The 25,366-nt window shown below is 46.4% G+C and carries 25 protein-coding genes; 18 read left to right on the top strand and 7 right to left on the bottom strand.

The features are described from left to right. Positions 1–20: 20 nt before the first annotated feature. Positions 21–926 (bottom strand): cobalamin B12-binding domain-containing protein, encoded by a 906-nt coding sequence (locus NKE59_RS06910; RefSeq protein ID WP_353438245.1) that lies wholly within the window; start codon positions 924–926, stop codon positions 21–23. Between the two features lie 286 nt (positions 927–1,212). On the opposite strand from NKE59_RS06910, the gene bchF reads away from it, so the two are divergent. The 15 genes from bchF to NKE59_RS06835 are packed head-to-tail and all read left to right on the top strand — an operon-like array spanning position 1,213 to position 15,494. Continuing rightward, complete coding sequence (gene bchF / locus NKE59_RS06905) at positions 1,213–1,701, top strand: 2-vinyl bacteriochlorophyllide hydratase (RefSeq protein ID WP_353438244.1); 489 nt, start codon at positions 1,213–1,215, stop codon at positions 1,699–1,701. Beyond that, positions 1,698–3,002 carry a ferredoxin:protochlorophyllide reductase (ATP-dependent) subunit N gene (locus NKE59_RS06900; protein ID WP_353438243.1) on the top strand — a complete coding sequence of 435 codons (1,305 nt, stop codon included), beginning with the start codon at positions 1,698–1,700 and terminating at the stop codon, positions 3,000–3,002. Before bchF ends, NKE59_RS06900 begins: the two co-directional genes overlap by 4 nt. A gap of 9 nt (positions 3,003–3,011) precedes the next feature. Beyond that, entirely contained in the window at positions 3,012–4,610 is a 1,599-nt protein-coding gene (gene bchB, locus NKE59_RS06895; protein WP_353438242.1) for a ferredoxin:protochlorophyllide reductase (ATP-dependent) subunit B, read from the top strand. Positions 4,611–4,649: 39 nt separating this feature from the next. Then, positions 4,650–5,555 carry a ferredoxin:protochlorophyllide reductase (ATP-dependent) iron-sulfur ATP-binding protein gene (gene bchL, locus NKE59_RS06890; protein WP_353438241.1) on the top strand — a complete coding sequence of 302 codons (906 nt, stop codon included), beginning with the start codon at positions 4,650–4,652 and terminating at the stop codon, positions 5,553–5,555. A gap of 13 nt (positions 5,556–5,568) precedes the next feature. Then, positions 5,569–6,270: a magnesium protoporphyrin IX methyltransferase gene (bchM, locus tag NKE59_RS06885; protein ID WP_353438240.1), complete on the top strand. Its 702-nt coding sequence runs from the start codon at positions 5,569–5,571 to the stop codon at positions 6,268–6,270. Then, positions 6,267–7,706, top strand: a complete 1,440-nt coding sequence (locus tag NKE59_RS06880; RefSeq protein ID WP_353438239.1) for a BCD family MFS transporter — start codon at positions 6,267–6,269, stop codon at positions 7,704–7,706. Before bchM ends, NKE59_RS06880 begins: the two co-directional genes overlap by 4 nt. 26 nt (positions 7,707–7,732) lie before the next feature. Beyond that, positions 7,733–8,503: a photosynthetic reaction center subunit H gene (gene puhA, locus NKE59_RS06875; protein ID WP_353438238.1), complete on the top strand. Its 771-nt coding sequence runs from the start codon at positions 7,733–7,735 to the stop codon at positions 8,501–8,503. A gap of 5 nt (positions 8,504–8,508) precedes the next feature. Next, complete coding sequence (gene puhB / locus NKE59_RS06870) at positions 8,509–9,219, top strand: photosynthetic complex putative assembly protein PuhB (RefSeq protein WP_353438237.1); 711 nt, start codon at positions 8,509–8,511, stop codon at positions 9,217–9,219. Further along, complete coding sequence (puhC, locus tag NKE59_RS06865) at positions 9,216–9,671, top strand: photosynthetic complex assembly protein PuhC (protein ID WP_353438236.1); 456 nt, start codon at positions 9,216–9,218, stop codon at positions 9,669–9,671. The genes puhB and puhC overlap by 4 nt, the downstream gene beginning before the upstream one ends. Before the next feature lie 16 nt (positions 9,672–9,687). After that, positions 9,688–10,776, top strand: a complete 1,089-nt coding sequence (acsF, locus tag NKE59_RS06860; protein WP_353438235.1) for a magnesium-protoporphyrin IX monomethyl ester (oxidative) cyclase — start codon at positions 9,688–9,690, stop codon at positions 10,774–10,776. A 12-nt stretch (positions 10,777–10,788) separates the two neighbouring features. Continuing rightward, entirely contained in the window at positions 10,789–11,544 is a 756-nt protein-coding gene (gene puhE, locus NKE59_RS06855; RefSeq protein ID WP_353438234.1) for a putative photosynthetic complex assembly protein PuhE, read from the top strand. Further along, positions 11,526–12,425 (top strand): chlorophyll synthase ChlG, encoded by a 900-nt coding sequence (chlG, locus tag NKE59_RS06850; protein WP_353438233.1) that lies wholly within the window; start codon positions 11,526–11,528, stop codon positions 12,423–12,425. The genes puhE and chlG overlap by 19 nt, the downstream gene beginning before the upstream one ends. An 8-nt stretch (positions 12,426–12,433) precedes the next feature. Next, positions 12,434–13,801, top strand: a complete 1,368-nt coding sequence (locus NKE59_RS06845; protein ID WP_353438232.1) for a BCD family MFS transporter — start codon at positions 12,434–12,436, stop codon at positions 13,799–13,801. Further along, on the top strand, positions 13,798–15,003 hold the full coding sequence (locus NKE59_RS06840) for a geranylgeranyl diphosphate reductase (RefSeq protein WP_353438231.1): 1,206 nt from the start codon (positions 13,798–13,800) through the stop codon (positions 15,001–15,003). Before NKE59_RS06845 ends, NKE59_RS06840 begins: the two co-directional genes overlap by 4 nt. Next, complete coding sequence (locus NKE59_RS06835) at positions 15,000–15,494, top strand: TspO/MBR family protein (protein WP_353438230.1); 495 nt, start codon at positions 15,000–15,002, stop codon at positions 15,492–15,494. The genes NKE59_RS06840 and NKE59_RS06835 overlap by 4 nt, the downstream gene beginning before the upstream one ends. 70 nt (positions 15,495–15,564) lie before the next feature. On the opposite strand, the gene NKE59_RS06830 is transcribed toward NKE59_RS06835, so the two are convergent. Further along, positions 15,565–16,839 (bottom strand): NAD(P)/FAD-dependent oxidoreductase, encoded by a 1,275-nt coding sequence (locus NKE59_RS06830; RefSeq protein ID WP_353438229.1) that lies wholly within the window; start codon positions 16,837–16,839, stop codon positions 15,565–15,567. A gap of 13 nt (positions 16,840–16,852) precedes the next feature. After that, positions 16,853–17,191, bottom strand: a complete 339-nt coding sequence (locus tag NKE59_RS06825; protein ID WP_353438228.1) for a c-type cytochrome — start codon at positions 17,189–17,191, stop codon at positions 16,853–16,855. A gap of 224 nt (positions 17,192–17,415) precedes the next feature. Here NKE59_RS06825 and NKE59_RS06820 point away from each other — a divergent pair, with 224 nt between their 5' ends. The 3 genes from NKE59_RS06820 to NKE59_RS06810 are packed head-to-tail and all read left to right on the top strand — an operon-like array spanning position 17,416 to position 21,097. Beyond that, positions 17,416–19,113 (top strand): phospholipid carrier-dependent glycosyltransferase, encoded by a 1,698-nt coding sequence (locus tag NKE59_RS06820; protein WP_353438227.1) that lies wholly within the window; start codon positions 17,416–17,418, stop codon positions 19,111–19,113. Then, entirely contained in the window at positions 19,110–20,423 is a 1,314-nt protein-coding gene (locus NKE59_RS06815; protein ID WP_353438226.1) for a sialidase family protein, read from the top strand. Before NKE59_RS06820 ends, NKE59_RS06815 begins: the two co-directional genes overlap by 4 nt. Next, the gene (locus tag NKE59_RS06810; RefSeq protein WP_353438225.1) at positions 20,420–21,097 is read left to right on the top strand and encodes a hypothetical protein; all 678 of its coding nucleotides are present in this window, start codon (positions 20,420–20,422) and stop codon (positions 21,095–21,097) included. Before NKE59_RS06815 ends, NKE59_RS06810 begins: the two co-directional genes overlap by 4 nt. 72 nt (positions 21,098–21,169) lie before the next feature. Here the strand turns inward: NKE59_RS06810 and NKE59_RS06805 are convergent, their stop codons facing one another. From NKE59_RS06805 to NKE59_RS06790, 4 genes are all read right to left on the bottom strand, one after another. Continuing rightward, on the bottom strand, positions 21,170–22,156 hold the full coding sequence (locus NKE59_RS06805; RefSeq protein WP_353438224.1) for a tripartite tricarboxylate transporter substrate-binding protein: 987 nt from the start codon (positions 22,154–22,156) through the stop codon (positions 21,170–21,172). Between the two features lie 67 nt (positions 22,157–22,223). Beyond that, complete coding sequence (locus tag NKE59_RS06800) at positions 22,224–23,066, bottom strand: CoA ester lyase (protein WP_353438223.1); 843 nt, start codon at positions 23,064–23,066, stop codon at positions 22,224–22,226. Continuing rightward, a complete protein-coding gene (locus NKE59_RS06795; RefSeq protein ID WP_353438222.1) occupies positions 23,063–24,451 on the bottom strand; it encodes an MmgE/PrpD family protein in 1,389 nt (462 codons plus the stop codon). Before NKE59_RS06795 ends, NKE59_RS06800 begins: the two co-directional genes overlap by 4 nt. Positions 24,452–24,456: 5 nt before the next feature. Continuing rightward, a complete protein-coding gene (locus NKE59_RS06790) occupies positions 24,457–25,332 on the bottom strand; it encodes a MaoC family dehydratase N-terminal domain-containing protein (RefSeq protein WP_353438221.1) in 876 nt (291 codons plus the stop codon). Between the last annotated feature and the right edge of the window lie 34 nt (positions 25,333–25,366).

Here is a 25,366-nt window from a genome sequence, read left to right as displayed (position 1 = left end):
CTACTCGTGTATCGACTTAATTAAACGCGTGATTTTAAGATATTTTCTGCTGCCACAACTGCATCTGCAGCACTTAAGGTACAAATATCCGCTACACAATCATCCATAAGTTCTGGTTTTGCATTAAATAATGCGCCGCCCGCCATAATGCCAATTTGTGAGTTGAGGGATGCTCGCCTTATCTGTGGAATGAGTGCCTGCAGTTTGTCCCACTGCAACTCATACGAAATAGAAATACCAACCACATCGAAATGCTCCTTAGAACACAAGTCTAAGATCTCTTCCTCACTGGGGCTAGGAGTTGAGCAAATATTCCAACCTGCTTGGGTAAAGAACTCGCTCAGCATAAAAACACCCATCGTATGTTGGGAGTGTGGCATCGCAAAGAGTAAGGCCTTGCCTGAAAAACTACGGTGATGATTTTGTTCATTCCGAAAATCGGGACTTAGTTCTTGCATGATGTACTGAATACGACCCAATGCCAGGGTGACTGTTGTAAAGCTATGTTCATCGAGCTCCCAATAGCATTGCATTCGTCTGGCAGCGGGGGCAATTAGTTGGAGGTAGAGCTCGTTGAGTGATCGACCCTCTAGACGTAAGGACTTGATATAGCCCATGCAAATTTCATTTGAACTATTAATTAATAGTTCAGCAAAGTACTTCACATCATCCGCAGAGATAGGCTCATCGTTATGGGAAGCAAGCGCCTGATTTGTATTGCAATGTTGGATTAATAGTCGGGGGATGATTTGAGCCTCGATGGTTTTATTTAATAGATGAGCAAGTTCATGGGGGGAGGGCCCTCCCATGGTCTCGGGTTCCAAGCTCGGTAGTAGAGCACTTAAGCGGAACTTTTTTAGCCATCCTCTACCTTCCTTTTCGTTTGTTGAATTACTTTTGCTAGTTTGTAGATTTAAATGATCCACTTTTATCTGTCCCCATACTGTTCAGTCATGTTGCAATGCAACATTTATTACATCCAAGACCCAAAATCACCCAAAAAGCACGGGTTTTTGGCCCTGAATAACTCAAAAAGGCGGCCCCAAATTGCCTTTTTCTTCGATATCTATAAGGTTAACCACTACTTGGCCTAACTGTCAAAATAATTTGACACTTATAAGGGTTTATTCTTAGATTTGAAAACATAAAAAAGCGTAAACTTAGGTTTACATATTTATATAGGAGCCAGGCTGCATAAGGAAGAAAGAGCACATGGCAAGTCAATTACAACCCCTTTATACCCCAGAAGAGCGGCTTCGACGTAATCGCTCGAAGTGGACCTTGGTCCAAGGTGTCTTGGCGCCTGTGCAATTTCTAGTGTTTTTAATCAGTCTTTATCTTGTTCTGCGATTTCTATTCACGGGTGAGGGTGAGTTTGCGGCAAATACCTCCGTTGTAATTAAAACCCTCTTTTTATACGCCATCATGATTACAGGGAGTATTTGGGAGAAAGAAGTCTTCGGGCGCTATCTTTTTGCACCCACTTTCTATTGGGAAGACGTCTTCAGTATGCTGGTTTTATTCTTGCATACCGCCTATTTGCTTGCTCTCGGTTTTGGTTTTCTAGAAATGCGCCAACTCATGCTATTGGCCTTGGCGGCATATCTAGCATATGTGATTAATGCGGGTCAGTTCTTATGGAAGTTGCGTCAAGCACGACTTCAAGAGGCAAAGCAATCTATCGATAGGGTGATGGCATGAACCGTATTATTCCTTTGCAATCTGCACCAGCAGGATGCGACTCCGTTACACCATTAAATATTCTGAAAGAGAGGGGGCAGCGAGAAGTCTTTTGCGGCCTAACCGGAATTATTTGGTTGCATCGAAAAATTCAGGATGCGTTTTTCTTGGTGGTAGGTTCGCGAACCTGCGCTCACCTTGTCCAGTCTGCTGCAGGAGTCATGATTTTTGCCGAACCTCGGTTTGCCACTGCCATCATTGACGATCACGATCTAGCTGGTTTAGCAGATGCGAATGAAGAGCTTGATCGGGTAGTAAATCAGCTCTTAACTCGTCGGCCGGATATTAAGATGCTGTTTTTGGTCGGGTCATGCCCCTCCGAGGTCATCAAACTCGATTTGTCACGCGCTGCTGAGCGTCTCAGCAAAACATACACACCACGCGTGCGAATTTTGAACTACTCGGGTAGCGGTATTGAAACAACGTTTACGCAGGGTGAGGATGCATGTCTGGCCGCTCTTGCTAAAGAAATTCCGCAAGCTAGCGAGCCAACTACACAGGCAGAGGTTGATCTTTTAATCGTCGGTTGCTTAGCCGATGTTGTCGAAGACCAATTCTCCAGAATCTTTACAGAGCTGGGCTTATCGTCATACGCCTTCTTTCCACCAAGGCGTTCAGGCAATCTGCCTAAGGTTGGTCCTAATACACACTATTTACTAGCGCAACCTTTTCTAACGGATACCGCTCGTGTACTAGAGGAATTAGGTGCCACTCGGATTCCAGCCCCGTTCCCATTGGGTGTAGAAGGTACAGAGGCGTGGTTAGCCGCCGCCGCAAATACATTTGCTGTTCAGCCAGAGCGTTTTGAAAAGGTAGTGGCGCCTAAGCGTGAGCGTGCCAAGATGGCCTTAGAGCGTCAGCGCAAGATTCTTGATGGACGTTCAATCTTCTTTTTCCCCGACTCTCAATTAGAGATCCCCTTGGCCCGCTTTTTACATCGTGAGCTTGGAATGCAGCTGACCGAGGTAGGAATGCCTTATATCCATCGTCAACATCTGGCGGAAGAGATTGCATTACTACCTAAGGACGTTTGTCTTTCTGAGGGTCAAGATGTGGAGAAACAACTAGATCGTTGCCGCAGCGCCAATCCCGATATGGTGGTTTGTGGTTTGGGCCTGGCCAATCCCCTCGAGGCTGAAGGAATGACTACAAAGTGGTCCATTGAGTTGGTTTTTACACCGATTCAAGGTTTTGAACAGGCCGCTGATCTCGCCGAGCTCTTTGCACGTCCTTTAGTGCGAAAAACGAAGTTGGCAGCCTAGGAGATAACGATGAAATTAACCCTCTGGACATATGAAGGACCTCCCCACATCGGTGCTATGCGTATTGCTACTGCGATGGAGGGCGTGCACTATGTATTGCATGCTCCTCAGGGTGATACCTATGCCGATTTATTGTTCACCATGATTGAGCGTATGAACAAGCGCCCACCAGTAACCTACACAACATTCCAAGCGCGTGATCTCGGTAGCGATACTGCGGAGTTATTTAAAGACGCAGCTCGTTCTGCCTACGCTCGTTTCAAACCAGATTTATTAATGGTCGGAGCCTCATGTACTGCTGAATTAATCCAGGATGATCCAGGCGGTCTTGCCGCCGCTCTTCAGTTACCAGTTCCTGTCTTGCCATTGGAATTGCCGGCTTATCAAAAGAAAGAAAATTGGGGCGCTGCTGAAACTTTCTATCAAATGGTGCGTTTACTTGGAAAAGAGTATGTATTGCCGCCAGGAAAAAAAAGAGCACATCGTCCCGCTGGCATACCGCCGAGTTGCAATATATTGGGCCCAACCGCTTTAGGTTTTAGACACCGCGATGACGTCGTGGAGATTCGTAAATTACTGCGTCAAATTGGCGTTCTGGTTAATGTGATCGCACCATTAAGCGCGAAGCCTGAGGATATAACGCGTTTACATGAGGCAGACTTCAATGTTGTTTTGTATCCAGAGGTAGCGAACAGTGCGGCACAGTGGATGAGTAAAAACTTTGGCCAGCCAAGCACAAAGACCATTCCAATTGGATTTAAGGCAACGCAAGCATTTATTCAAGAAGTATGCTCATTAGCTGAAATTCAGTGTGATATTGAGGAGCTTACGAAGCGTTCACGGGCTCGCTGGTATGCCCTATCCGTTGATTCAACCTATTTAACCAATAAACGCGTATTTATCTTTGGCGATGCAACGCATGCAATTGCTGCTGCAAAGGTTGCCTCTGAAGAAATGGGCTTTCAAGTGGTTGGTTTGGGAACGTATAGCCGAGAACTGGCGCGTGAAGTTCGGGAGGCTGCTACTCAGTATGGAATTGAAGCACTTATTTCTGATGACTATTTAGAGGTTGAGCAAAAGATTACAGAACTCCAACCTGAATTAATCCTAGGTACGCAAATGGAGCGCCATATTGCGAAGCGCCTAAAGGTTCCCTGCGCAGTGATATCAGCGCCAATTCATGTGCAGGACTTTCCAGCACGGTATTCACCTCAAATGGGCTTTGAAGGTGCGAACGTACTTTTTGATACTTGGGTTCATCCACTCATGATGGGTTTAGAAGAGCATCTTATTGGGATGTTTAGAGAAGATTTTGAATTCCATGATGGTGCTGCACCATCGCATTTGGGTCATGGCCATGCTAAGACCTCAGCCAATGAGCCGATTAAGGCTGAAGAGCCTGTTGAAGTCGTAAGTGCCGCTGTAGTGAATGGCGCACCGACGATGGAAAGTGTTTGGGAGCCAGAGGCTCAGAAGGAGCTCAATAAGATCCCGTTCTTTGTGCGCGGTAAGGCAAGACGCAATACCGAACGCTTTGCCAACGAACGCGGTCTTCCCACAATTTCTTTAGAAACGCTGTATGACGCTAAGGCCCATTTTGGGCGTTGATTGCACTTTAACCATGAACAATATCTTTGGAGCTCACGAATGAACGTAGTCAATATACCGGTAAGTGACATGAAGGGTCGACGACCTGACGGCGATGGTAGTGTTCAGGTTCAACTTGATCCTAATTTAAAGATTGGTAAAGCAAAAGTATTTGCTGTGTATGGCAAAGGAGGGATTGGTAAAAGTACAACTTCATCCAACTTGTCAGTTGCCTTCTCAAAATTAGGAAAGCGTGTCATCCAAATTGGATGCGATCCGAAGCATGATTCCACCTTTACGCTCACCAAGAAGTTGATGCCTACGGTGATTGATGTCTTGGAGAAAGTCGATTTTCATTCCGAAGAGCTTCGCGTTGAAGACTTTGTCTATGAGGGTTATAACGGTGTAATGTGTGTAGAAGCTGGTGGACCACCAGCAGGAACTGGCTGCGGAGGTTATGTCGTTGGTCAAACGGTCAAACTTCTAAAAGAACACCACCTCTTGGAAGACACCGATGTAGTCATCTTTGACGTCTTGGGTGATGTGGTCTGCGGTGGTTTTGCAGCACCCTTGCAGCACGCTGATCGGGCACTGATTGTGACTGCGAATGATTTTGATTCTATCTTTGCGATGAATCGCATCATTCAGGCGATTGGCGCTAAAGCCAAAAACTATAACGTTCGTTTAGGCGGCGTGATTGCGAATCGCAGTGCGGCTACAGATCAAATTGATAAATTTAATGAGAAGGTGGGCCTAAAGACCATGGCGCACTTTCCAGATTTGGATGTTATACGTCGTAGTCGCTTAAAAAAGTCCACTTTGTTTGAGATGGAGCAATCGCCCGAGCTCGATCTGGTTCAAAAAGAATATTTACGACTTGCGGCTGCTCTTTGGGCTGGAACTGACCCATTGCCAGCGGTGCCAATGAAGGACCGCGATATTTTTGATCTCTTAGGATTTGATTGAATCGGAAATGGATATGCAACATCATTCGTATCTCGAAAAGCGCGGTCAGCTAGAGCAGTATTTTGATCGCACTGCCTTTGATGCATGGGCTAAGTTAACCTCGACTGCGCCAGTGAGTGGTATTCGTAAGACGGTTCGTGCTGGGCGCGATGAAATGCGTAATGTGTTACTTGCGTACTTACCAAGCGATCTTAGCGGGCAGCGTGTCTTGGATGCCGGTTGTGGAACAGGAGCACTTGCTGTGGAATTAGCAAAGCGGGGCGCTCGGGTGATGGCAACCGATATTTCTCCAACTTTAATCAAGCTAGCCCGAGAGCGTTTACCCAGTGATTTACCAAATGGCTCGATCGAGTTTTTTGCGGGTGATATGTTGGATCCCAGTTTGGGTCAATTTGATCACGTAGTATGCATGGATTCCATGATTCATTATCACCGCCATGATATTGCTAAAGCATTGGCTGGACTCGCAGAGCGTACTCGAAATACCATCGCATTTACATTCGCCCCCAAGAATCCCTTTTTATCGACCATGATTGCAGTGGGACGATTATTTCCCAGGGGTGATCGCGCACCATTTATTGAACCTGTGGCAGAGCAAACTTTAGCCAAGTTAATTACCCAAGAGGCACTCTTAGAATCTTGGCAAATTGCAAGTACGCAAAAGATTGCCCGTGGTTTTTATATTTCTCAGGCGATGGCTCTTCGCAAATCATGAAATCGCTCAACATCAACCTTTTCCAAGCATGGCGTCGTATTTCGCCAAGCTTGATGCCGTTCTCTGATGTGGCAACCAAAGACCTGCCTTTAAGTAAATGGTTACGCCTTGCATTATTTCAAGTATCGGTTGGGATGGCGACGGTCATGTTGATTGGTACTCTGAATCGCGTCATGATTGTGGAAATGGGTGTAGCAGCTAGTCTTGTCGCGTTGATGGTTGCACTGCCTTTAGTATTTGCTCCTTTTAGAGCCTTGGTGGGCTTTCGGAGTGATCGTCATCGCTCATTCCTTGGCTGGAAACGAGTCCCCTACATTTGGTTAGGCAGTTGGTTGCAATTTGGTGGCTTAGCCATCATGCCATTTTCATTGATATTACTTTCAGGCGATTCTAATTGGCCTGCATGGTTTAGTCATATTGCTGCAGCTCTTGCATTTTTATTGGTGGGGGCCGGTATGCAAGTGACCCAAACGGCGGGTTTAGCATTAGCCTCTGATTTGGCAACACCTGCCTCTCGTCCTCGCGTAGTGGCACTGATGTATGTCATGTTCTTACTAGGCATGGTTTTTAGTAGTCTCTTGTTTGGTTTTCTACTTAAAGATTTCTCACCCGTTCGTTTAATTCAGGTAGTGCAAGGCGCGGCGGCATTAACGATGCTCTTTAATCTGCTTGCATTATGGAAGCAAGAAGCACGTCAGCCAAAGACTAAAGAGCAATTAGCGATGGAGCCGATCATTCGTTTTCAGGACTCCTGGAAACAATTTGCTAAGCAAGATAAAGTGATTCGGTTTCTAGTCGCTCTTGGCATGGGTACCGCTGCTTTTAGTATGCAAGACATTATTCTGGAGCCTTACGGTGCAGAGGTGTTGGGTTTATCCGTTAGCGCTACTACCTTGCTAACCAGCCTTACTGCCCTAGGAGCTCTGCTGGCATTTATGCTGGCCGCAAAAGTATTAAACCGTTCAATTGACTCACATCGCCTAGCAGCAGTTGGTGTTTTGTGCGGTATTTTTGCCTTTACCTGCGTTATTTTTTCTGAGCCACTACTATCCCCAACCTTATTTAGGATTGGCGCTTTCTTAATTGGATTTGGCGGTGGTTTATTTGCCGTGAGTACTCTCGCAACGGCCATGAGTTTTGACTCCTTAGGTATGAACGGTTTAGTTATTGGTGCGTGGGGCGCTGTGAGCGCTTCCGCTGCTGGTTTAGCGATTGGGCTTGGCGGAGTGATTCGGGATTTAGTGTCAAGTTTGGCTGTATCTGGAACCCTTGGTTCTGTTCTGGTTTCACCAGGTACTGGCTATAGCTTTGTGTATCACATTGAGTTGTTTTTGTTGTTTGCAACCTTAGTAGCAGTTGGTCCATTGGTCGTGATGAAGCGATCGATGCCAATGCATTCGGATTCGAAGTTTGGATTAGCTGAGTTTCCAAGCTAATTCATTATTTAAAAGGGGAGTTCATCATGGGAACTGGAGCAATTACACAATACGTTGATGTCGCACAATTAGCCCTATATGCATTTTGGGTCTTTTTTGCCATTCTGGTCTATTACCTAACTGTTGAGGGTAAGCGGGAGGGGTTTCCTCTCGAATACGATCAAGCGGGTAAAGTACGGCGTGCTGAAGGCATTGCTGGAATGCCATCGCCTAAAATCTTTAAAACCCAATTTGGCGGTGACATCTCAATACCACGGGATGAGCCGCTTGAGCGACTTGCCGCAAAGCCGGCAAATCGACTCAATGGCTCACCCATCGAGCCAACAGGTAACCCTATGCTCGATGGAATTGGTCCTGGCGCATATGCCAATCGTGCTGATGTTCCTGACCATACCTCAGAAGGAGATCCACGGATAGTGCCCATGCGTATCTTGGGCGGATTCAGTATCGCTCGTCAAGATATTGATCCACGTGGCTTAAATGTAGTTGGCGCCGATGGTGTGCGGGGTGGAACGATTAAAGAGATTTGGGTAGATCGTGCTGAGATGATGATTCGCTATCTCGAAATTGAAACCACTCCAGAAGCCGGTGGCCGACGCGTTCTCTTGCCCATGAACTTTGCTCGAGTTGCACGTAATCAAGTTTCGGTTCAAGCAGTTCTCGGTAGGCACTTTGTAAGCGTTCCTGCCACAAAGAGTACTGAACAGATTACCTTGCTCGAAGAGGAAAAAATCATGGCCTACTTTGGGGCTGGCACTTTATATGCCACACCCGAGAGAAGTGAGCCATTGGTTTAAGCATCATGAGCACTCTTTATCAAGCGCCAGAGCACGAGTTCGAGGCCCAACCGGGCTTACCAGAGCCTTTGCCACCTAATGAGGAAATTATTTGGCAGGGGGGCCCTGATCTCAAAGCCTTTGCGCTACATGCCTTTCATATGCATTGGTTTGCTTTGTACTTCGGGGCGATGGTTCTATTAAAGGCCATTGCCGTTAGTCAGTCTGTGGGCGGTTGGAGTCAAGAGTGGCCAGGATTTGTTTGGGCCTTAGGACTCTCTATTGCTGCTTTGGTCTTGATTGGCTTGTTGGCCTATTGGTCAGTCAATACAACCATGTACACCTTGACGAATCGCCGCTTAGTAATGCGAATTGGGATTGTATTGACGATTACCTTTAATTTGCCACTCAAGCGCTTAGCGCAGGCTGGGATTCATGTTTATAAGGATGGAAGCGCCGACATTCCGATTCGCTTAAATGCTGAGGATAAGATTCCGTATCTTCATTTATGGCCTCATGCCCGCGCCTGGAAATTAGCACATCCCGAGCCCATGATCCGGTGCGTAGCGGATGGTAAGCATGTTGCCAGTCTGTTTGCAGACGCTTGGGCCAGCGCCAACCAGGTTGATCTTAATCAGCGTGAGTCAAGTCCTCTTAACGGTAATCCAGCAAAGTCTACAAATCATGCTTACGGGTCTGATATGGCGCTAGTAAAAGTGGGTCAATCAAGCCTATGATTTTGCCTTCCCTAAGACTTTCGCGTAGTACAACTTTAACAATGCTGGGCACTGTCGCGGCAGTCGTATTTTTGACTTGGGTTATCACCCAGTCGCAAGTTAGTGCGCGTTATCCGGATGCGCCTGCAAAACAAGTGAAGCAACTTCGTTTTGAGGACCGTAGCGATGGCTCTATTGCTGTTTTTGACTACCAAACTGGCAAGCAAATTGATTCAATCGTCGGTGAAGCAGGGTTCGTACGCGGCGCTTTGCGAACGCTAGCGCAGGAGCGTAAACGCCGTGATATTGATAGTAAGCCCCCATTTGAATTAATTGCCCGTCAAGATGGGCGCCTGACATTAATAGACCCCAGTACAGGTCGCACGATTGACCTAGAGTCTTTTGGGGAGATTAATGCAAAACACTTTGCTCGTCTGTTACGTTTAGACAGTCAAGCCACACAACAACGTTAATTATTGGAGAAATAGTATGGAATCCGCAGAAAGTCTATTACGGGATCAGATACCAGCAGCAGCCAAGGTCAACGAGTCTACCAAGATGGCTTTGCAGGACGCTGTTCTGAGCCCACGTTTTTACACCACTAATTTTGATGAAGTGGATAAAACTAATATTGATGCACTTCGTTCGGAATGGAATGTCTTAATGGCCGAGTTTGCAGCAGATATTAATTCTGATCACTTTCAACGTCCAGCCAATATGGATAAGAACTATTCCAATGTTGATCCTGAGCTTTATGATGAGTTTGTTGACTTTTTAATTAGCTCAATTACCTCCGAGTTCTCAGGCTGTATTTTGTATGCCGAGATTAAGCGTAAGGTCAAGAATGAAGATATGAAGTTGCTTTATGGCTATATGGCACGTGATGAGTCCCGGCATGCGGGTTTCATTAACCAGTGGCTCAAAGACTTTGATATTGGAATTGATTTAGGGTTTTTGGCAAAAGCGAAAAAGTACACCTACTTTAAGCCAAAGTTCATTTACTACGCGACGTATTTATCCGAAAAGATTGGTTATGCTCGTTACATCACCATTTTCCGTGAGCTTGAGAAAAAACCAGAGTTACGTTTTCATCCAATATTTCTCTGGTTTGAAAGATGGTGTAACGACGAGTTTCGCCACGGCGAGGCATTTGCATTAATCATGCGCGCCAATCCCAATCTTCTTACGGGGCTCAACAAATACTGGATCCGGTTTTTCTGCTTAGCGGTATACAGCACCATGTACGTCAGAGATCATTCCCGTCCACAACTTTATAAAGCAATGCAGATCTCTCCGACTGATTATGACAAGAAGGTTTTGCATATTACCAATGAGATTACTAAGCAAGTATTTCCGATTACCCTTAATTTAGATGACCCAAGATTTTATGAGTGTATGAACCAGATGCTTGCATTGTTTCAAAAGATGGATGTTTATAAGGCCAAGGGTGGTCTGGCTGCCAAAATGATGGTCCCGATTATGGGTATTCGCGTTGGCCTAGTCTTTGCCCGAGCATTTTTCTTGCCAGTACGTAACCACGAGCTTCCCCGCAATGTTCGTTTGGCGCCAAGCTGGTAATCAACAATGAGCATGAGCACTTTTGCCTTTCCATTGCTCTACACCGTCTTTGCATGGTGGTTTGGGACGGGCATCATTTTGCTTCTTAATCAACGACCACGTTCAACCCATCAAACCACCTTTTGGATGAGTGGTGTTGTATTGCTATTTGCTTTGGTTGGCTTAAAGACTAGCGCTAATTTAAATACAGTCGCTGGAGCGTATTGCGGCTTTACATGCGCACTTCTTGTATGGGCCTGGCAAGAAATTGGTTTTTTACTGGGTTACGTAACAGGATCAAGACGGACTGCTTGCCCTCCTGAATGCCGTGGATTTAGGAAGGCTTTTTATGCGTTTCAGACCATTGCCCATCATGAGTTAGCCTTACTTGTTTTGGGCGCTGCTGTTGCCCTGGTGACATGGGGCGGAAGTAATTTAATTGGATTGTGGACTTTCATCATTTTGTGGGCCATGCGTCAAAGTGCCAAGCTGAATGTGTTCTTGGGGGTTCTCAATTTGAATGAGAAGTTTTTACCAGTACACCTGAAATACATCCATAGCTATTTCACGAAGCGGGCGATGAACCCCTTGTTGCCAGTTTCTATTTTGATGGCGTGTTTATTTGCAATACCACTGTGGCAGACAGCATTTGCTACTGGGGTAACGCCATATCAAATCGCATCATCCACCATTTTGGCTACTTTGTTATCGCTGGCGATTTTGGAACACATCTTAATGGTATTGCCGTTATCAACTGAGGGATTGTGGAAATGGGGACTTCGGTCTTAAACCAGACGAGCGAGCGCTCGTGGCCAACTCCATCTGCCATTTTGGAGTTGTTAAAGCCAATCACATGGTTTCCGCCCATGTGGGCTTTTTCCTGTGGCGTAATTGCTTCGGGGCAATCTTTATTCAATCAATGGCATCTTCTATTAGCCGGTGTAATCTTGGCAGGCCCGATGGTTTGTGCCACTAGTCAGGCCATTAACGATTGGTTTGATCGCCACGTTGATGCTATTAATGAACCACAGCGCCCAATCCCCTCTGGTAGGATGCCCGGGCGTTCGGGCTTATATGTAGCCTGTATTTGGACTGGCTTATCGCTTTTGTTGGGATGGTTCATTAGTCCATGGGCTTTTGTCGCAACCCTAATTGGCTTAGCCTTAGCATGGGCATATAGTGCTCCGCCATTAAGACTAAAGCAAAACGGCTGGTGGGGTAATGCTGCTTGCGGATTATCGTATGAAGGTTTAGCTTGGTTTACTGGCTCGGCTGTGATGCTTGGCGATACCTTTCCATCATCTCACTCCATTTTGTTTGCATTGCTCTACAGCATTGGTGCTCACGGCATTATGACATTGAATGATTTCAAAGCAATTGAAGGTGACCGGCAAATGGGAGTGCGTTCTTTGCCAGTTCAGTTAGGAGTGCAGGGTGCTGCATGGAATGCTTGCATCATGATGATCGTGCCACAGTGCATTGTTGTTGGATATTTGTTTTGGCTCGCTATGCCTTTTCATGCATTAGCAGTAATTGGTTTAATTATTGGCCAGATGATCATGATGCGGTATTTCTTAGGGGATCCAATTAAGCGCGCTTTGTTTTTAAGTGGTTTTGGCGTCCCTCTCTTTGTTAGTGGAATGATGGTTAGCGCGTTTGCAGTGAGTTAAGGATGAACATGAATAGCGCCGCACTCCACCATGACAAGCTTACATGGATTGCTATTGCTCGCTTGGGTCTTATACAGGCTTCGTTGGGAGCCGTCGTGGTATTGACCACATCGGTTTTAAATCGAGTGATGGTGATTGAGTTAGCTCTTCCCGCTTTGCTCCCAGGCCTCTTGGTTGCGATGCATTATTTAGTGCAATTTATTCGACCACGGATGGGCTTTGGGTCTGATCAAAGCGGCCGATCTACTCCTTGGATTCAGGGGGGTATGTTGGTATTGGCCAGCGGTGGCGTATTGGCTGCCATAGCCGTGGGGCTCATGAGTGAAAGCCTACCCTGGGGCATTGCTCTAGCGATTGTGGCATTCATGATGATCGGACTTGGTGTAAGCGCTAGCGGTACGGCTTTGTTGGTGTTGTTAGCGAAACGAGTGGATGAGAAACGAAAAGCTGCTGCTGCGAGTTGCGTTTGGCTCATGATGATTTTTGGTTTTGCCATGACCGCTGGTATAAGCGGCCGACTACTAGACCCATTTTCATTTGAACGATTGGTACTGGTTTCCTTAAGCGTTTCATGTATTGCTGTCGTGCTTAGCTTTACTGCTCTATATGGACTTGAGCCGAAAGTTAGCAAAGAAATAACACCCAATAATAATCAAGCAAAATTACGATTTAAAGAAGCTCTTGCTGATGTATGGCAGGAGTCACGGGTTCGTCGATTCACCATCTTTGTATTCATCTCGATGCTGGCGTATAGCTCGCAAGATTTAATTCTGGAACCGTTTGCAGGTTCTGCTTTTGGCTTGACACCAGGAGAGACCACCAGCCTATCTGGATTACAGCATGCAGGCGTACTCTGCGGTATGTTGTTATGTGGTTTTGTGACGAATAAAAGTAAAAGTCCCAGCCTCTCTTCTTTGCGGATGTGGACCGTTGGGGGCTGTATTGCATCAGCCTTGGCGATGCTGAGTTTGGTGATGTCAGGAATAGTAGGCCCAAGTTGGCCATTTCTGGGTACGGTATTTATCTTGGGTGTATCTAATGGCGCATTCTCTATTGCCGCAATTGGTTCGATGATGCAATTTGCTGGGGTGGGCAAGGAGAAACGTGAGGGCGTGCGGATGGGCGTCTGGGGTGCCGCTCAGGCGATTGCCTTTGGCTTAGGCGGGATCTTAGGGACTGGCGCAAGCGATCTCGCCCGCTACCTATTGGGAGATCCAGTGGCCGCATACGCCAGTGTCTTCTTAATTGAAGCTATTTTATTTATGGCTGCTGCAATTCTTTCGTTTTACATTCGGCCTGTTGAGCGAGTAGTGCAAATAGAGAAACAAAATACATCAATATCCGGTCGTTTAATTTCCCATGGAGGATCATCATGAGTTCCCTTGAAACCTTTGACGCCGTTGTTGTGGGCGGTGGACCTGCAGGCGCAACTGCAGCTGGCGATTTAGCCAAAATGGGACATAAAGTCCTGCTCCTTGATCGTGCTGGCCGAATTAAGCCATGCGGTGGAGCGATTCCCCCGCGTTTAATCAAGGATTTTGAGATTCCGGATGAGCTCTTAGTAGCAAAAGCACGTTCTGCACGCATGATCTCGCCGAAGAACAACCAGGTAGATATTCCGATTGATGGTGGATTTGTGGGAATGGTCGATCGCGATAAGTTTGATGAGTGGTTACGCGTTCGTGCGGCCAATGATGGTGCTACACGGCGCACTGGTATCTTTGAGACGATTACTCGCGACACGGATGGGACAGCAATTCTGCATTACCGTATTCATTCTTCCAATCGCTTAGAAGAAGATCAAAGGGGAGCGGTTAGGGCAAAAGCGATTATTGGGGCAGATGGTGCAAAGTCTGGAGTTGGCCGCAGCGCCATACCAGGTGCAAAAGATGTTGATTATGTCTTTGCCTATCATGAAATTGTGCGTGTGCCCGATGCGCCTCCTCAGGGTTATGACGGCTCTCGCTGCGATGTCTTTTATCAAGGTACTTTATCCCCTGATTTCTATGGTTGGATTTTTCCCCATGGCAATACGATGAGTATCGGTACTGGTAGTGCCGATAAAGGTTTTTCATTAAGAAAAGCAGTCGCTGACCTAAAAAAGATAACAGGTTTAGAGAAGGTCGAATTATTACGTCACGAAGGTGCCCCATTGCCCATGAAGCCCCTGAAGAAATGGGATAACGATCGGGATGTCATTTTGGCTGGTGATGCTGCAGGGGTTGTTGCACCAGCCTCAGGCGAGGGTATTTATTACGCTATGGTTGGCGGTCGCTTGGCCGCAGAATCTATCCATGAGTTATTGGAAACAGGTAATGTTAAGGCTTTAGCAAAAGCACGCAAACGCTTCATGAAGGAGCACGGTACAGTGTTCTTGGTCTTGGGCATCATGCAACGCTTTTGGTATGGTAACGATAAGCGCCGTGAGCGTTTTGTCAAAATGTGTGAAGACAAAGATGTTCAGCGATTAACTTTTGAGTCATACATGCACAAGAAACTGGTTCGCAAAGACCCCATGGCACACATCAAGATCTTTTTTAAAGATATGGCCCATCTATTGGGTATGGCAAAGGTATGAGTTTTGAGTGGTTGGCGCACTATAAACCCATCGTTTTTGCTCTCATCTGGGGGATTGTTTTAGCTCTTGCAGGGGCGTGGGCCACTGAGTTGGGTGAATGGTACAAAAATCTGCAGCAACCGTCCTGGAAACCGCCTGATTGGGTCTTTGGGCCGATGTGGTCGACTATCTTTATTTGTGCTGGAATTGCGTTTGTGATGGCGTATCATCGAGCGCCTAATCAACAAACGATTCGGATGTTGGTCATTCTCTTTATTGTGAATGGCTTATTTAATTTTATTTGGAGCATTCTGTATTTTCGGATGCACCGCCCTGACTGGGCCTTGATTGAAGCAATTGGACTTTGGCTATCTGTATTGGCCATCTTATTAGCGACACGTTCATATTCGCCGATATCCAGTTGGTTGATGGCTCCCTATTTGGTTTGGGTATCGATTGCGATGGTCTTGAACTGGACCACTGTAAAGCTTAATGGGCCTTTTCCTCAATAAGAAGGTCGCTACGAAAGTAGAAATAAAAAAAGCCAAGCATTGCTTGGCTTTTATGGCTACTAAAAATTACTTAGCCTAAGCTGTCAGCCCAGATATTGCGGGCCCAACCCCAAGCATAGACACCTTCAAGCTTACTCGCTTCCGCAGAGAGGCCGCCTGATCCCGGAACTGTTTTAAAGGTTTTGTCTTTGGCGTCGTATTGATGAACACTTGCAACGTGCACAACCTCATCAGCACTAACAAAGCTATAGCAGGTATTGGTTAAGACGGGGGTTTGATTAACTTCAAGACCACCGAGTTCGGCAACGATCGCAGCTGCTGCCACCTTGGCGTGGGAGTTCGCCATATGACCAGACTTTGGCATCAGTGGGGCAATTTGAATGGAGTCACCCAAGACATGGATATCCTTTGCCGCAGTGGACTCAAAATTAATGTAATTGACATTCACCCAACGTGCATTGGAGTTGGCTAATCCACTTTGCACTGCAATATTGCCAGCTCGCATCATGGGTAGGATATTCAAGACATCTGCCTTGACATCATCTTGTACGTCAAATTTAATCACTTTTTTCTTGGAGTCAATCGCTACAACATTATGTTTAGGGCGATACTCAATCATGCCGGGGTACATTGATGCCCAGGCTTTTTTGAACAAGCCGCCTTTGGAGGTAACGTCATCATTAGCATCCAAAATCAGAACTTTGGATTTAGGCTTGAACTGCTTGAAGTAACTAGCAACTTGGCAGGCGCGCTCATAAGGCCCGGGTGGGCAGCGATAGGGGGCAGTGGGAACACTGATTGCATATACACCACCGTCTTTCATACTTTCGAGCTGTTTACGTAGCAAGACGGTCTCTGGACCTGCTTTCCATGCCTGCACGGTTACACCTTCCTGGTTTGCCTTTTGTAGACCTTCAACTCGGTCCATCATCATGTCAATACCGGGGGAGAGTACTAGCTTGTCGTATTTAATGGAAGCACCAGAAGCAAGGCGAACCGTTTTCTGTTTCGCATCAATCGATGTGACCATGTCCTTTACAACCTTAATACCATGACGCTTTGTGAGATTGTCGTACGGGGTGGAGATATTCGAGATGGATGTGTGTCCGCCAACAACTAAGTTAGACATTGGGCAAGAGATGAACTCGGCATTGGGCTCAATCAGAGTAACCTGAGCGCTGTTATTAGAGAACATCCGCACATATTTAGCAGCTGTTGCGCCACCATATCCACCACCCACTACCACCACATTGGCTTTACTGATATTGATTGGATTTGCAGCACATCCTGCTAAAAGACCTAAAGAGGCACCGGAGCTAACACCTAAAAAGTGACGACGATTCATGATGGTTTTCCTATTATTTTTTACCAAGGATATTGGAGATGGTTTGGAGTTGCTCGTCTGTATAACCTTTTGCTAATTGATGCATGATGGTGCCAGTACGAGCGCCGCTCTTAAAGGCTTTTAATTGGGTCAGCATTGCTTCACTGCTGAGGTGATTAATTTGGGGCATGCCAGCATTCGGAACGCCCACCCCGTTTGTTCCATGGCAGTTTGCACAGGTTGCGGCTAGACCCATTTGATTGATATTGCTTGCTGTTGACTGGCTCATAGCAGGAGTACTCACTGCAAGTAAGCCTGCGGCACTAATACCTAACCCTAATTTACTTAAGGTGCGCGCTGATTGAAAGAACATAGTAAATATCTCCATTGGTTTTATTTCGAACAACACAACTAAATCAAGAAACTATCTTAAAGGATGGCTCACAACTTCTTGAGCAAATTTCTATTATTTTCTATACATTAATTCCATAATCATATAACTCAAGGCGCATATACAGATTAAGGTTTTCCCTAGGTTTTAAAATATATTTATCTGAATTGATTGGGGATTAACCCTAGGCTAATAAACTAGAGGGTATGCAAACACCGATTTCCTATCAATCTCTCTTTTTATGCCTAGTGTTTGCAATCGGAGCGTACTTTTATGGCATCGAAAGCCGCTTTGCTCCAAAGAATGGCGATGAGTATCCCTATACCCATATTGTTCGCATGACTAATGCATCTGGACATTGGCTACCGTTGCAGTCGGAGATGGAGGGTATTAAGAACACTAAGCCGCCATTACTATTTTGGCAAGGAATGCTTTCTTCACAGCGCGGGCAGAGTTGGTCTCTGATTGATTTACGTTGGCCAAGTTTGCTTTACACCGCATTGACAGCCCTCCTTCTCGCTTTGGCAGCTAGCAAGGTAACAAAAAATTTATCGCTCGGTATTCTGGCAGGTCTAATCTGGTTAGCCTTCTTCAATACCTATCGCTATGGCAGACCGTATTTGGCGGAGCCCCCCGAAATTTTTTGGCTAAGTCTACCGTTCTTTGGGTTGCTCCTATTCGGTAAGCGCGCATTTGAGTCGAAGTGGATTTTTCCATTACTGACCGGTATTTCTTTAGGGTTAGCGCTTTTATATAAATCGATTGCCTATATTGTGCCAGTTTGTTTGGTCTTGGTTGCTTGGTATTGGCAATGGCGCTCTTATCGAATTCTTGAGTTGCTGGGTAAAGATGCTGTCAAGGTGATCTTCGTGGGCGCGATGTCAATCGCATGCTTTTGCCTCTGGTTTGTATTGGATCCTGATCCGATGGCAATCTGGAACGAGTTCATTCTGGGTGAGAATGCCGGCAAGTTTGCGGCCCGCAATAGTAACTACCTAAAAGATATGCTGTGGGGTGGTGATAGCATCGGCATGCTTTTTCTCAGCAGCATTGCGAATGCAGGCTTTTTGTCGCTCTTGGTACTCAATTTGTTTTACCTTGCAATTCGTCAGTACAGGCAAACTACTGTTGAGCAAAAATTACTTTGGATTTGGATTGCTGTATTTTTCTTAATCTTTTGTTTACCAAGTCAACGATCGGGTCGATATTTATTACCGATCATGCCCGCAATCGCTATATTGTTAGCAATTCATTGGCATCAACTCAATCGACTGCTGTTCTGGGTTGCGCTATTGATTCAAGGCATCCTCATTATTGCTTTGACATGGCTTAGCTGGAATATTGATCTATGGACCTATCCAGTATGGCATTGGTTTTTACTTCTTGGATCCATATGCGTGATTGGGCTTGGTTTATTCCGCTTGTCACTTACTAAGTCAGCCACATTACTAGCCTGTTTTATGAGTTATCTATCTTTGACCAGCAGCGTTATGCCGCTCGATGGGTCTCCGGGACGTTTTAGCAAAGCAACCATCCAAAAACTTCAAGGCAAAACTATTTGGTTTCCATGCGATTTCCGCGCCAAGGATGAGGAATACCGATTACTGATTCCTGGGGCTAATATCAAAGGCTATCCAGCGGGCGAGGCCAAGGAGATTAAAAAGCTTGCGGAACGTTATTCATTGTTTGCAGTTCAAGCCCCCGTCCAAAGTAAGTTAGAACTTTGTGCTGATTGTGAAATCATCGGGGAGCGGTTTGAGATGCGCGCAAGACATAATGATGCTGAGATTAAAGCTATGCTCATGGGTCAAGTAAGCGACAATCTCTTCGTGAAAGAGTACATTGTTTCTGCGCCATTTAATGCTGCCAAAGATATAAGTAAGTTCAAGGACGCCTGTAGATGATTAGAGTCTTTGCATTTATCTTTCTCGTTGTGGCACTTGGGATGGCCTATCTACAGATCAATGACCACCCAGCGTGGGCTGATTTTGTTGGTCCGATCAATCAATCCGTAAATCCTGATGGACAACAGACAAGTATTGATCCACCTGGAGTGGTTACTAAGAAATTAACGACCAAACCAACCTCCGTCAAGCTGCAAGGCCAAGTTGACTGGCTTCCAGATACCGGTAGACCCTCAGTGCATGCCGCGTCATTGATTCCATTAAAGGATGGCAACTGGCGCGCGTTTTGGTTTGCGGGCTCGCGCGAGGGCGCTGCGGATGTTGTGATTCAGAGCGCGGTGTGGGATGCTAATGCAAAGCAGTGGGGGCAGAGCACAGTCGCATTAGATCGCGAGGGGGCGCAACAAGGGCTTGGCCGATATATCGCCAAATTAGGTAATCCCGTCCCGATTCGTAATATCAATGGCCAATTGCAACTCTATTTTGTAGCAGTCTCAATTGGTGGTTGGGCTGGTAGCTCGATTAGTATGATGTACTCCGATGATGAGGGTCTGAGTTGGTCAAGACCGCAACGCTTGGTTACTAGCCCGCTTCTTAATCTCAGCACCTTGGTGAAGGGCTCTGGCTTCTTGTTTAGTGATGGCAGTATGGGGTTTCCGGTCTATCACGAATGGATCGGAAAGTATGGAGAGCTTCTGCGACTTGATCCATCTGGACACGTACTAGATAAAAGACGTATGAGCTCGGGGCGGGGCACCCTCCAGCCGATTGTGTTTGTGGATGATGCAAAACATGCGAGTGCTTATTTCAGGCAGGCACGCAGTAGTGGCGCAAAGCAGATCGCTGTCAGTCATACGGCTGATGCAGGCCGCCTATGGGAAACGGCCCCTGATCTACCAATCCCCAATCCAAATGCTGCTATTACTGGAATTGAATTAGCCGATCGCACTCGTTTCATGGTCTTTAACGATCTCGAGCATGGGCGCCATCGCTTAGTACTAGCTGCGTCTTGGCCAAAGTCTAATAATGAAAATAGCAGTCAAACGGCAAAAGAAAATTATTCTCCCTGGAAAACAATTCAAGTATTGGAAGATGAGACTGCTTCGCAAAGTAATCCAAAAGAAGAGTTTTCATATCCCTATATGAGCATGAATAAACAAGGACAGGTATTTTTAGTCTACACCTGGAATCGCAAACGGATTAAATCGATTACATGGGAACCTAATAATCTAGTTGCCTATTTGCATCAAGTTCATCAAGAGATAGTTTCTGTCACTGATACCCCAACAGAAATGAAGGAGGCCAAATGAACTTAGCCATGCTTACAAGTCAAATTCCTCTGATTGAGCTCGGTGTCATTACTAGTTTTGTATTGATGCATTTTGCCCGGACTTTTTTAGGCTTAAGTCAAAGCAGTATTGCCGGCACATTCTTTATTGTGGTTTGTACTATATTGCTATTGTTACCATTTAATAGCCTAGGCGCTCCATGGAGCCTGCCCTTAGTAGCCTATGTTCGCGGTGTGACCGGTGAGCTCAGCGTGATTACGATGATGTTGATCCTGTTTACGTGGTCATCTTGGCCAAGTTGTCGCCTATCAAATACGACCCCCATTGTTATTGCGCTCTTGAGTATTTTGTTTTATCCGTTCGCTTTGGGATTCACTATGTTTGATCCTTATGGCTGGGGATATGGATCGGCCATTTTTGTATCCATAGTGATGGTTGTAGCACTCGTATTGTTTTTTGCTAAGCAGTCTTGGGAGGCTTTGATAATCTCGTTGGCTGTGATTGCATGGTCAATTCATTGGCATGAGTCCAATAATCTTTGGGACTACCTGCTGGATCCATTTTTAGCAATTTGGGCAATTACGCTGAGTATTCGTTGGATTGTTTGGGGTCGACCAGAGCCCCATACTTACTCTGCCTGGGATATTGACTCGAGTGTCCTAGCTCGAAGAAAACAGGGCAAGATTTTTAGTTAACAGAGAGTAATGGTGGTAAAGAAAAAGGCCGGTTAAAAAACCGGCCTTTTCATTCAGACGGGAAGCAAGGGACTAATCAGGGATATTTGCTTTACGAATGATGGGGCCCCAGCGGTTAATCTCTGCATCTAGATGTGCTTGTAGTGCTGGACCATTCTGTTTGGCAACGGGAACAATATCAATGTTCGAAGAGTCTAAGCGGGCCTTAACATCTGGATCAGCTAATGCTTTCTTCAAAGCAGCATTGATTTTATCCAACACTGGCTTTGGAGTTCCTTTTGGAGCATAAACACCATGCCAAACCTTCACGTCAAAGCCTTTTAAGCCTTGCTCATCCAATGTAGGTACATTGGGGAGTGCTGATAAACGCTTAGGAGTAGTCACTCCATAGACCTTAACGCGGTTATCTTTAATGTAAGGAATGGTTTGTGTGGTTTGGTCGCACAGGATGTCTACTTGGCCGCCCAACAGATCTGTTAAAGCAGGACCAGTACCTTTATAGGGAACGGTTGTTACACGCACACCCAATTTGCTTTGGAAAATCAAGCCGCATAACTGAGATACGGCACCAGGACCGGCATTGGCCATGGTTACCTTCTCTTTATTGGTCTTGATATAGGCTTCAAGTTCTTTAAAGTTGTTAGGTGGTAAATTTTTACGACCTAATAGAACCATTGGTACGTCTGCTACTTGACCAATATATTCAAAGTCTTTCATGGGGTCATAAGGCAACTTATCGTAGAGAGCTTGCGCAGTTGCCATACCCATGTGATGGATGTAAATCATATAACCATCAGGCTTGGCTTTGGCAACCTTGTTGGAAGCAACCGTTCCGCCTGCACCGGGAGCATTCTCAACAACAACGGTTTGACCTAATGATTTACCCATTGGCACAGCAATTAAGCGTGCGATTGAGTCCGTTGGGCCACCCGCTGCAAAAGGAACAACCAAAGTAACTGGTTTGTCGGGATAGTTTTGTGCATTGACAGCGCCGGACAAAAGAACACCAACACCGAGCACTGAAGCAAGTAATGCGTTTAAGGGTTTATTCAAGTTCATTCCATATCTCCAAAAGAGGTAATGCGAGGGCTATTTTGCCATGCTTTTAGGAGGAAAAACTTAGGGATTACCTACCTGCTAAGGCTAGGATCCTTCGGGCCAGCATGACTACAGGGCGGTCAATCATCTTTCCATCGACTTTGGCAGCCTGTCCTTTGGATGCTTTATCTGCAGAAATAACCCGCTTTGCCCAGTCAAGCTCCTCGGGGCTTGGAGTAAAAGCCCTCTTAACTATCGGGATTTGTTTTGGATGAATGCATAGCTTTGCCCCAAAACCAAAACGCTTCGCCTTTTGTGCATGTGCAAAAATTCGTGCTTCATCATCAGTAGAGGGTGTAACCCCATCAATTGGAGGGGCAATTTGTGCCAACTTAGAGGCCAGCACCAGCATGAAGCGCGCCGTATCAATTTCAGTTTCATTTTCATCACAACTCATACCCATCTCAACTTGCATGTCGAGATTTCCGAGAGCAAGGCGTAAAACTTGTTCTGCGCTGGCGATTTCATTGAGATGATGCAGGCCGAGGGGTGTCTCGATCATGGGGATGAACGCAGTATTTTCGAGTTCTTCAGCAGCCCCATTAATTTGATCGTGCGATTCTGTTTTTGGAATCATTAAATACTGAACCTGTAATTCTTTAGCAAGCACAAGATCAGCAGCATAAAAGGGGGTGCCTGGAGCATTGCAGCGAACAATGATCCGATGTTTCTGGTCGATCGAAATGGATGGCCAGGTTTTTTTCAAAATCTCCCGCGCTTTGGCTTTGTCATCCAGACCCACCGCATCCTCAAGATCAATAATGACCCCATCAGCTCCGCTAGCGAGTGCTTTGCCATAACGTTCGGGTTGGGTAGCTGGCACAAACAAAAAACTACATGCATCGCTTAAGGGGGAGTGGGGTAAGTTCATAAGGATGCTCCTGCTTGGGGAAGGATGAACGGAATGATTTTGGCCTGACGGATATTAAATAGTAGTGTGATGGCATCTTTCATTTCAATTTCGGTAGCGCCCCGACTAAATGCGGCAAGCCGTAATGCTTTTTCTTGGATCTCTTCGCGACTTAGAGTATTTCCTGGATCTCCTTTGGGTTCGTCTATACGACCGTCAAGCGTCTTGCCGTTCTTGAGGTGAACTTTGACCTTACCAATCCAGCGCTGTGGGTAGGCCTGATCCACTTCCGTATCGAGAGTCATGGTCACGCGATCGCGTAGGGCACAAATTTCTGAATCGTGAAAGTGGTCAGCAAATTCTTGAAGACCAGCAAAGTGATACTTGCAGACTAGGGCGAGTACGGTACCCATCGAGAACTTCGATTGATGCAAGGTGCTCGGTTTGCTGGCGGGACCTAGTACATCGATAGCACCCTGATGCACGAAGGTCTCAATGCGCTCAATCTCCTGTGGCTGAACACTATTTTTCTGCAAAACTTGTAAGAGTGCATCGGCAGCAGGGTGGGTGTGACGACAGGAGGCGTGGTATTTAAATGAAGTCTCTGCAATACACCAACGTGATCCTAGACGATCAATTAACTTTTCTGGGTTAGCATCGCTTGACATGCCTGCAGCTAAACCTTGTGCCCCCTCCAGTATTTTTTTAGCGCCCGTGAATCCCGCCTTCGCTAGATAGGCCGACATGAATCCAGTAGCGCTAGCATGTGCTGTGTGCAATTGTTTTGAATCAGCCGCGTCGCGTAAGAACTCCCAAAGCCCTGCAGATTGTGTTCCTGCAGAACCGAAGGCGTGTAGCATCTGCTCGGGGTTTAAGTTCAGCAGATGCCCAACGGTAGCCGCCGCTGCCAAGGTACCCGCAGTACCCGTTGTATGAAAGATTTTGTAGTGCGAGCGCCCCAGAAATTCTCCAACCCGAATACCCACCTCATACCCAACAACGGCTGCAGTTATCAGTTCTTCGCCGCTGAGTTGTTTAGCTTGTGCACAAGCTAGAGCTGCAGGGAACACTATCGTTCCTGGATGGAAAACGGAGCCGTTATGAACGTCATCTTGCTCAACCACATGAGATGCTGCCGCATTGGCTAAACATGCCAAGAACGGACTGGAACTTGTTCGTGTTACTAGGATTTCAGCAGAGCCTGCCAAAGCAGTTTGCTGGTGTGGACCCATCGACTGTGCAAATTGCGCCATGATCTCCACAGGCGCTGCACCTTTACCGCCAATTGCCGATGCAAACCAATCAACAAACAAATCTTCAGTACGAGCAATGACTGAGTGCGGAATGTCATCGAGCTTGAGTTCTGCAGCAAATTGGGCAAGTTCTGCGGAGTAATGAGTGCTCATTGAATTCAGACCAGCTCTACTTTTGCTTGCATGGTTAACCAACCCTCATGATCTTGTGCCCAAACCGAAAGAGTTTTGCCGCTAGGATCTGCAGCAAGATCTGGGCTGGCGTTTACCTGCATGGAATGAATATCAAAGGTCGGTCGAACGGCTCGGAACTCAAACCGCTTTAATTTCTTCCCAGGGTTGCTCTGCCGCACAAGATCCACTAATAAAGTAGCAATGAGAGGACCATGCACGATCAAACCGGGATAGCCTTCTTCTTGGGTCACATAACTGCGATCGTAATGAATGCGATGCCCATTAAACGTTAAGGCTGAATACCGAAACAACAAAACAGGATCAGGGTGGATGATCTTGCTCCACTTGGCATCACTTGGAGCTGGAGTTGGATCAGGAGCCTTTTCATCGGGAGAAGGTGCGGCCCGATACACAATGTCATGCTCTTCAGTGAGTGTGCGGCCTTTGGAATTATGAATTTGATGTTCTACTAATACAAACAGTAGATCACCACTTCGTCCTGATTTATGGGTCACTGATTTAATGGTTGAGACACGCTCGATGTCATCGCCAATAACAAGATCCTGTTCCCAGCGAAGTCGACCGCCTGCCCACATTCTTCGTGGTAGTGGAATGGGGGGTAGAAAGCCACCGCGTTTGGGGTGGCCATCGGGTCCAATTTCAGACTGTTTGGCATGGGGCAAGAAATACAACCAATGCCATAACTCGGGAAGAAACACTCCATTAATGGGATCTGGATCCTTACGGTCGAGGGTGGCTGATAAGGCGCGGTAGGGGGCGATAGTGACAGTGTCTTGATATCGCTCGGTTTTACCAATCCATTCTTGGAGATGGGTTAGTGTCGGTGGGTCGATTCTCATACTCTCATTATGCCAATCCTGGCAGCGCTACCAT

It is taken from the genome of Polynucleobacter sp. UK-FUSCHL-C3, from assembly GCF_040409815.1.
Lineage (GTDB): Bacteria > Pseudomonadota > Gammaproteobacteria > Burkholderiales > Burkholderiaceae > Polynucleobacter.
This window is presented reverse-complemented; position numbering and strand designations above follow the sequence as displayed.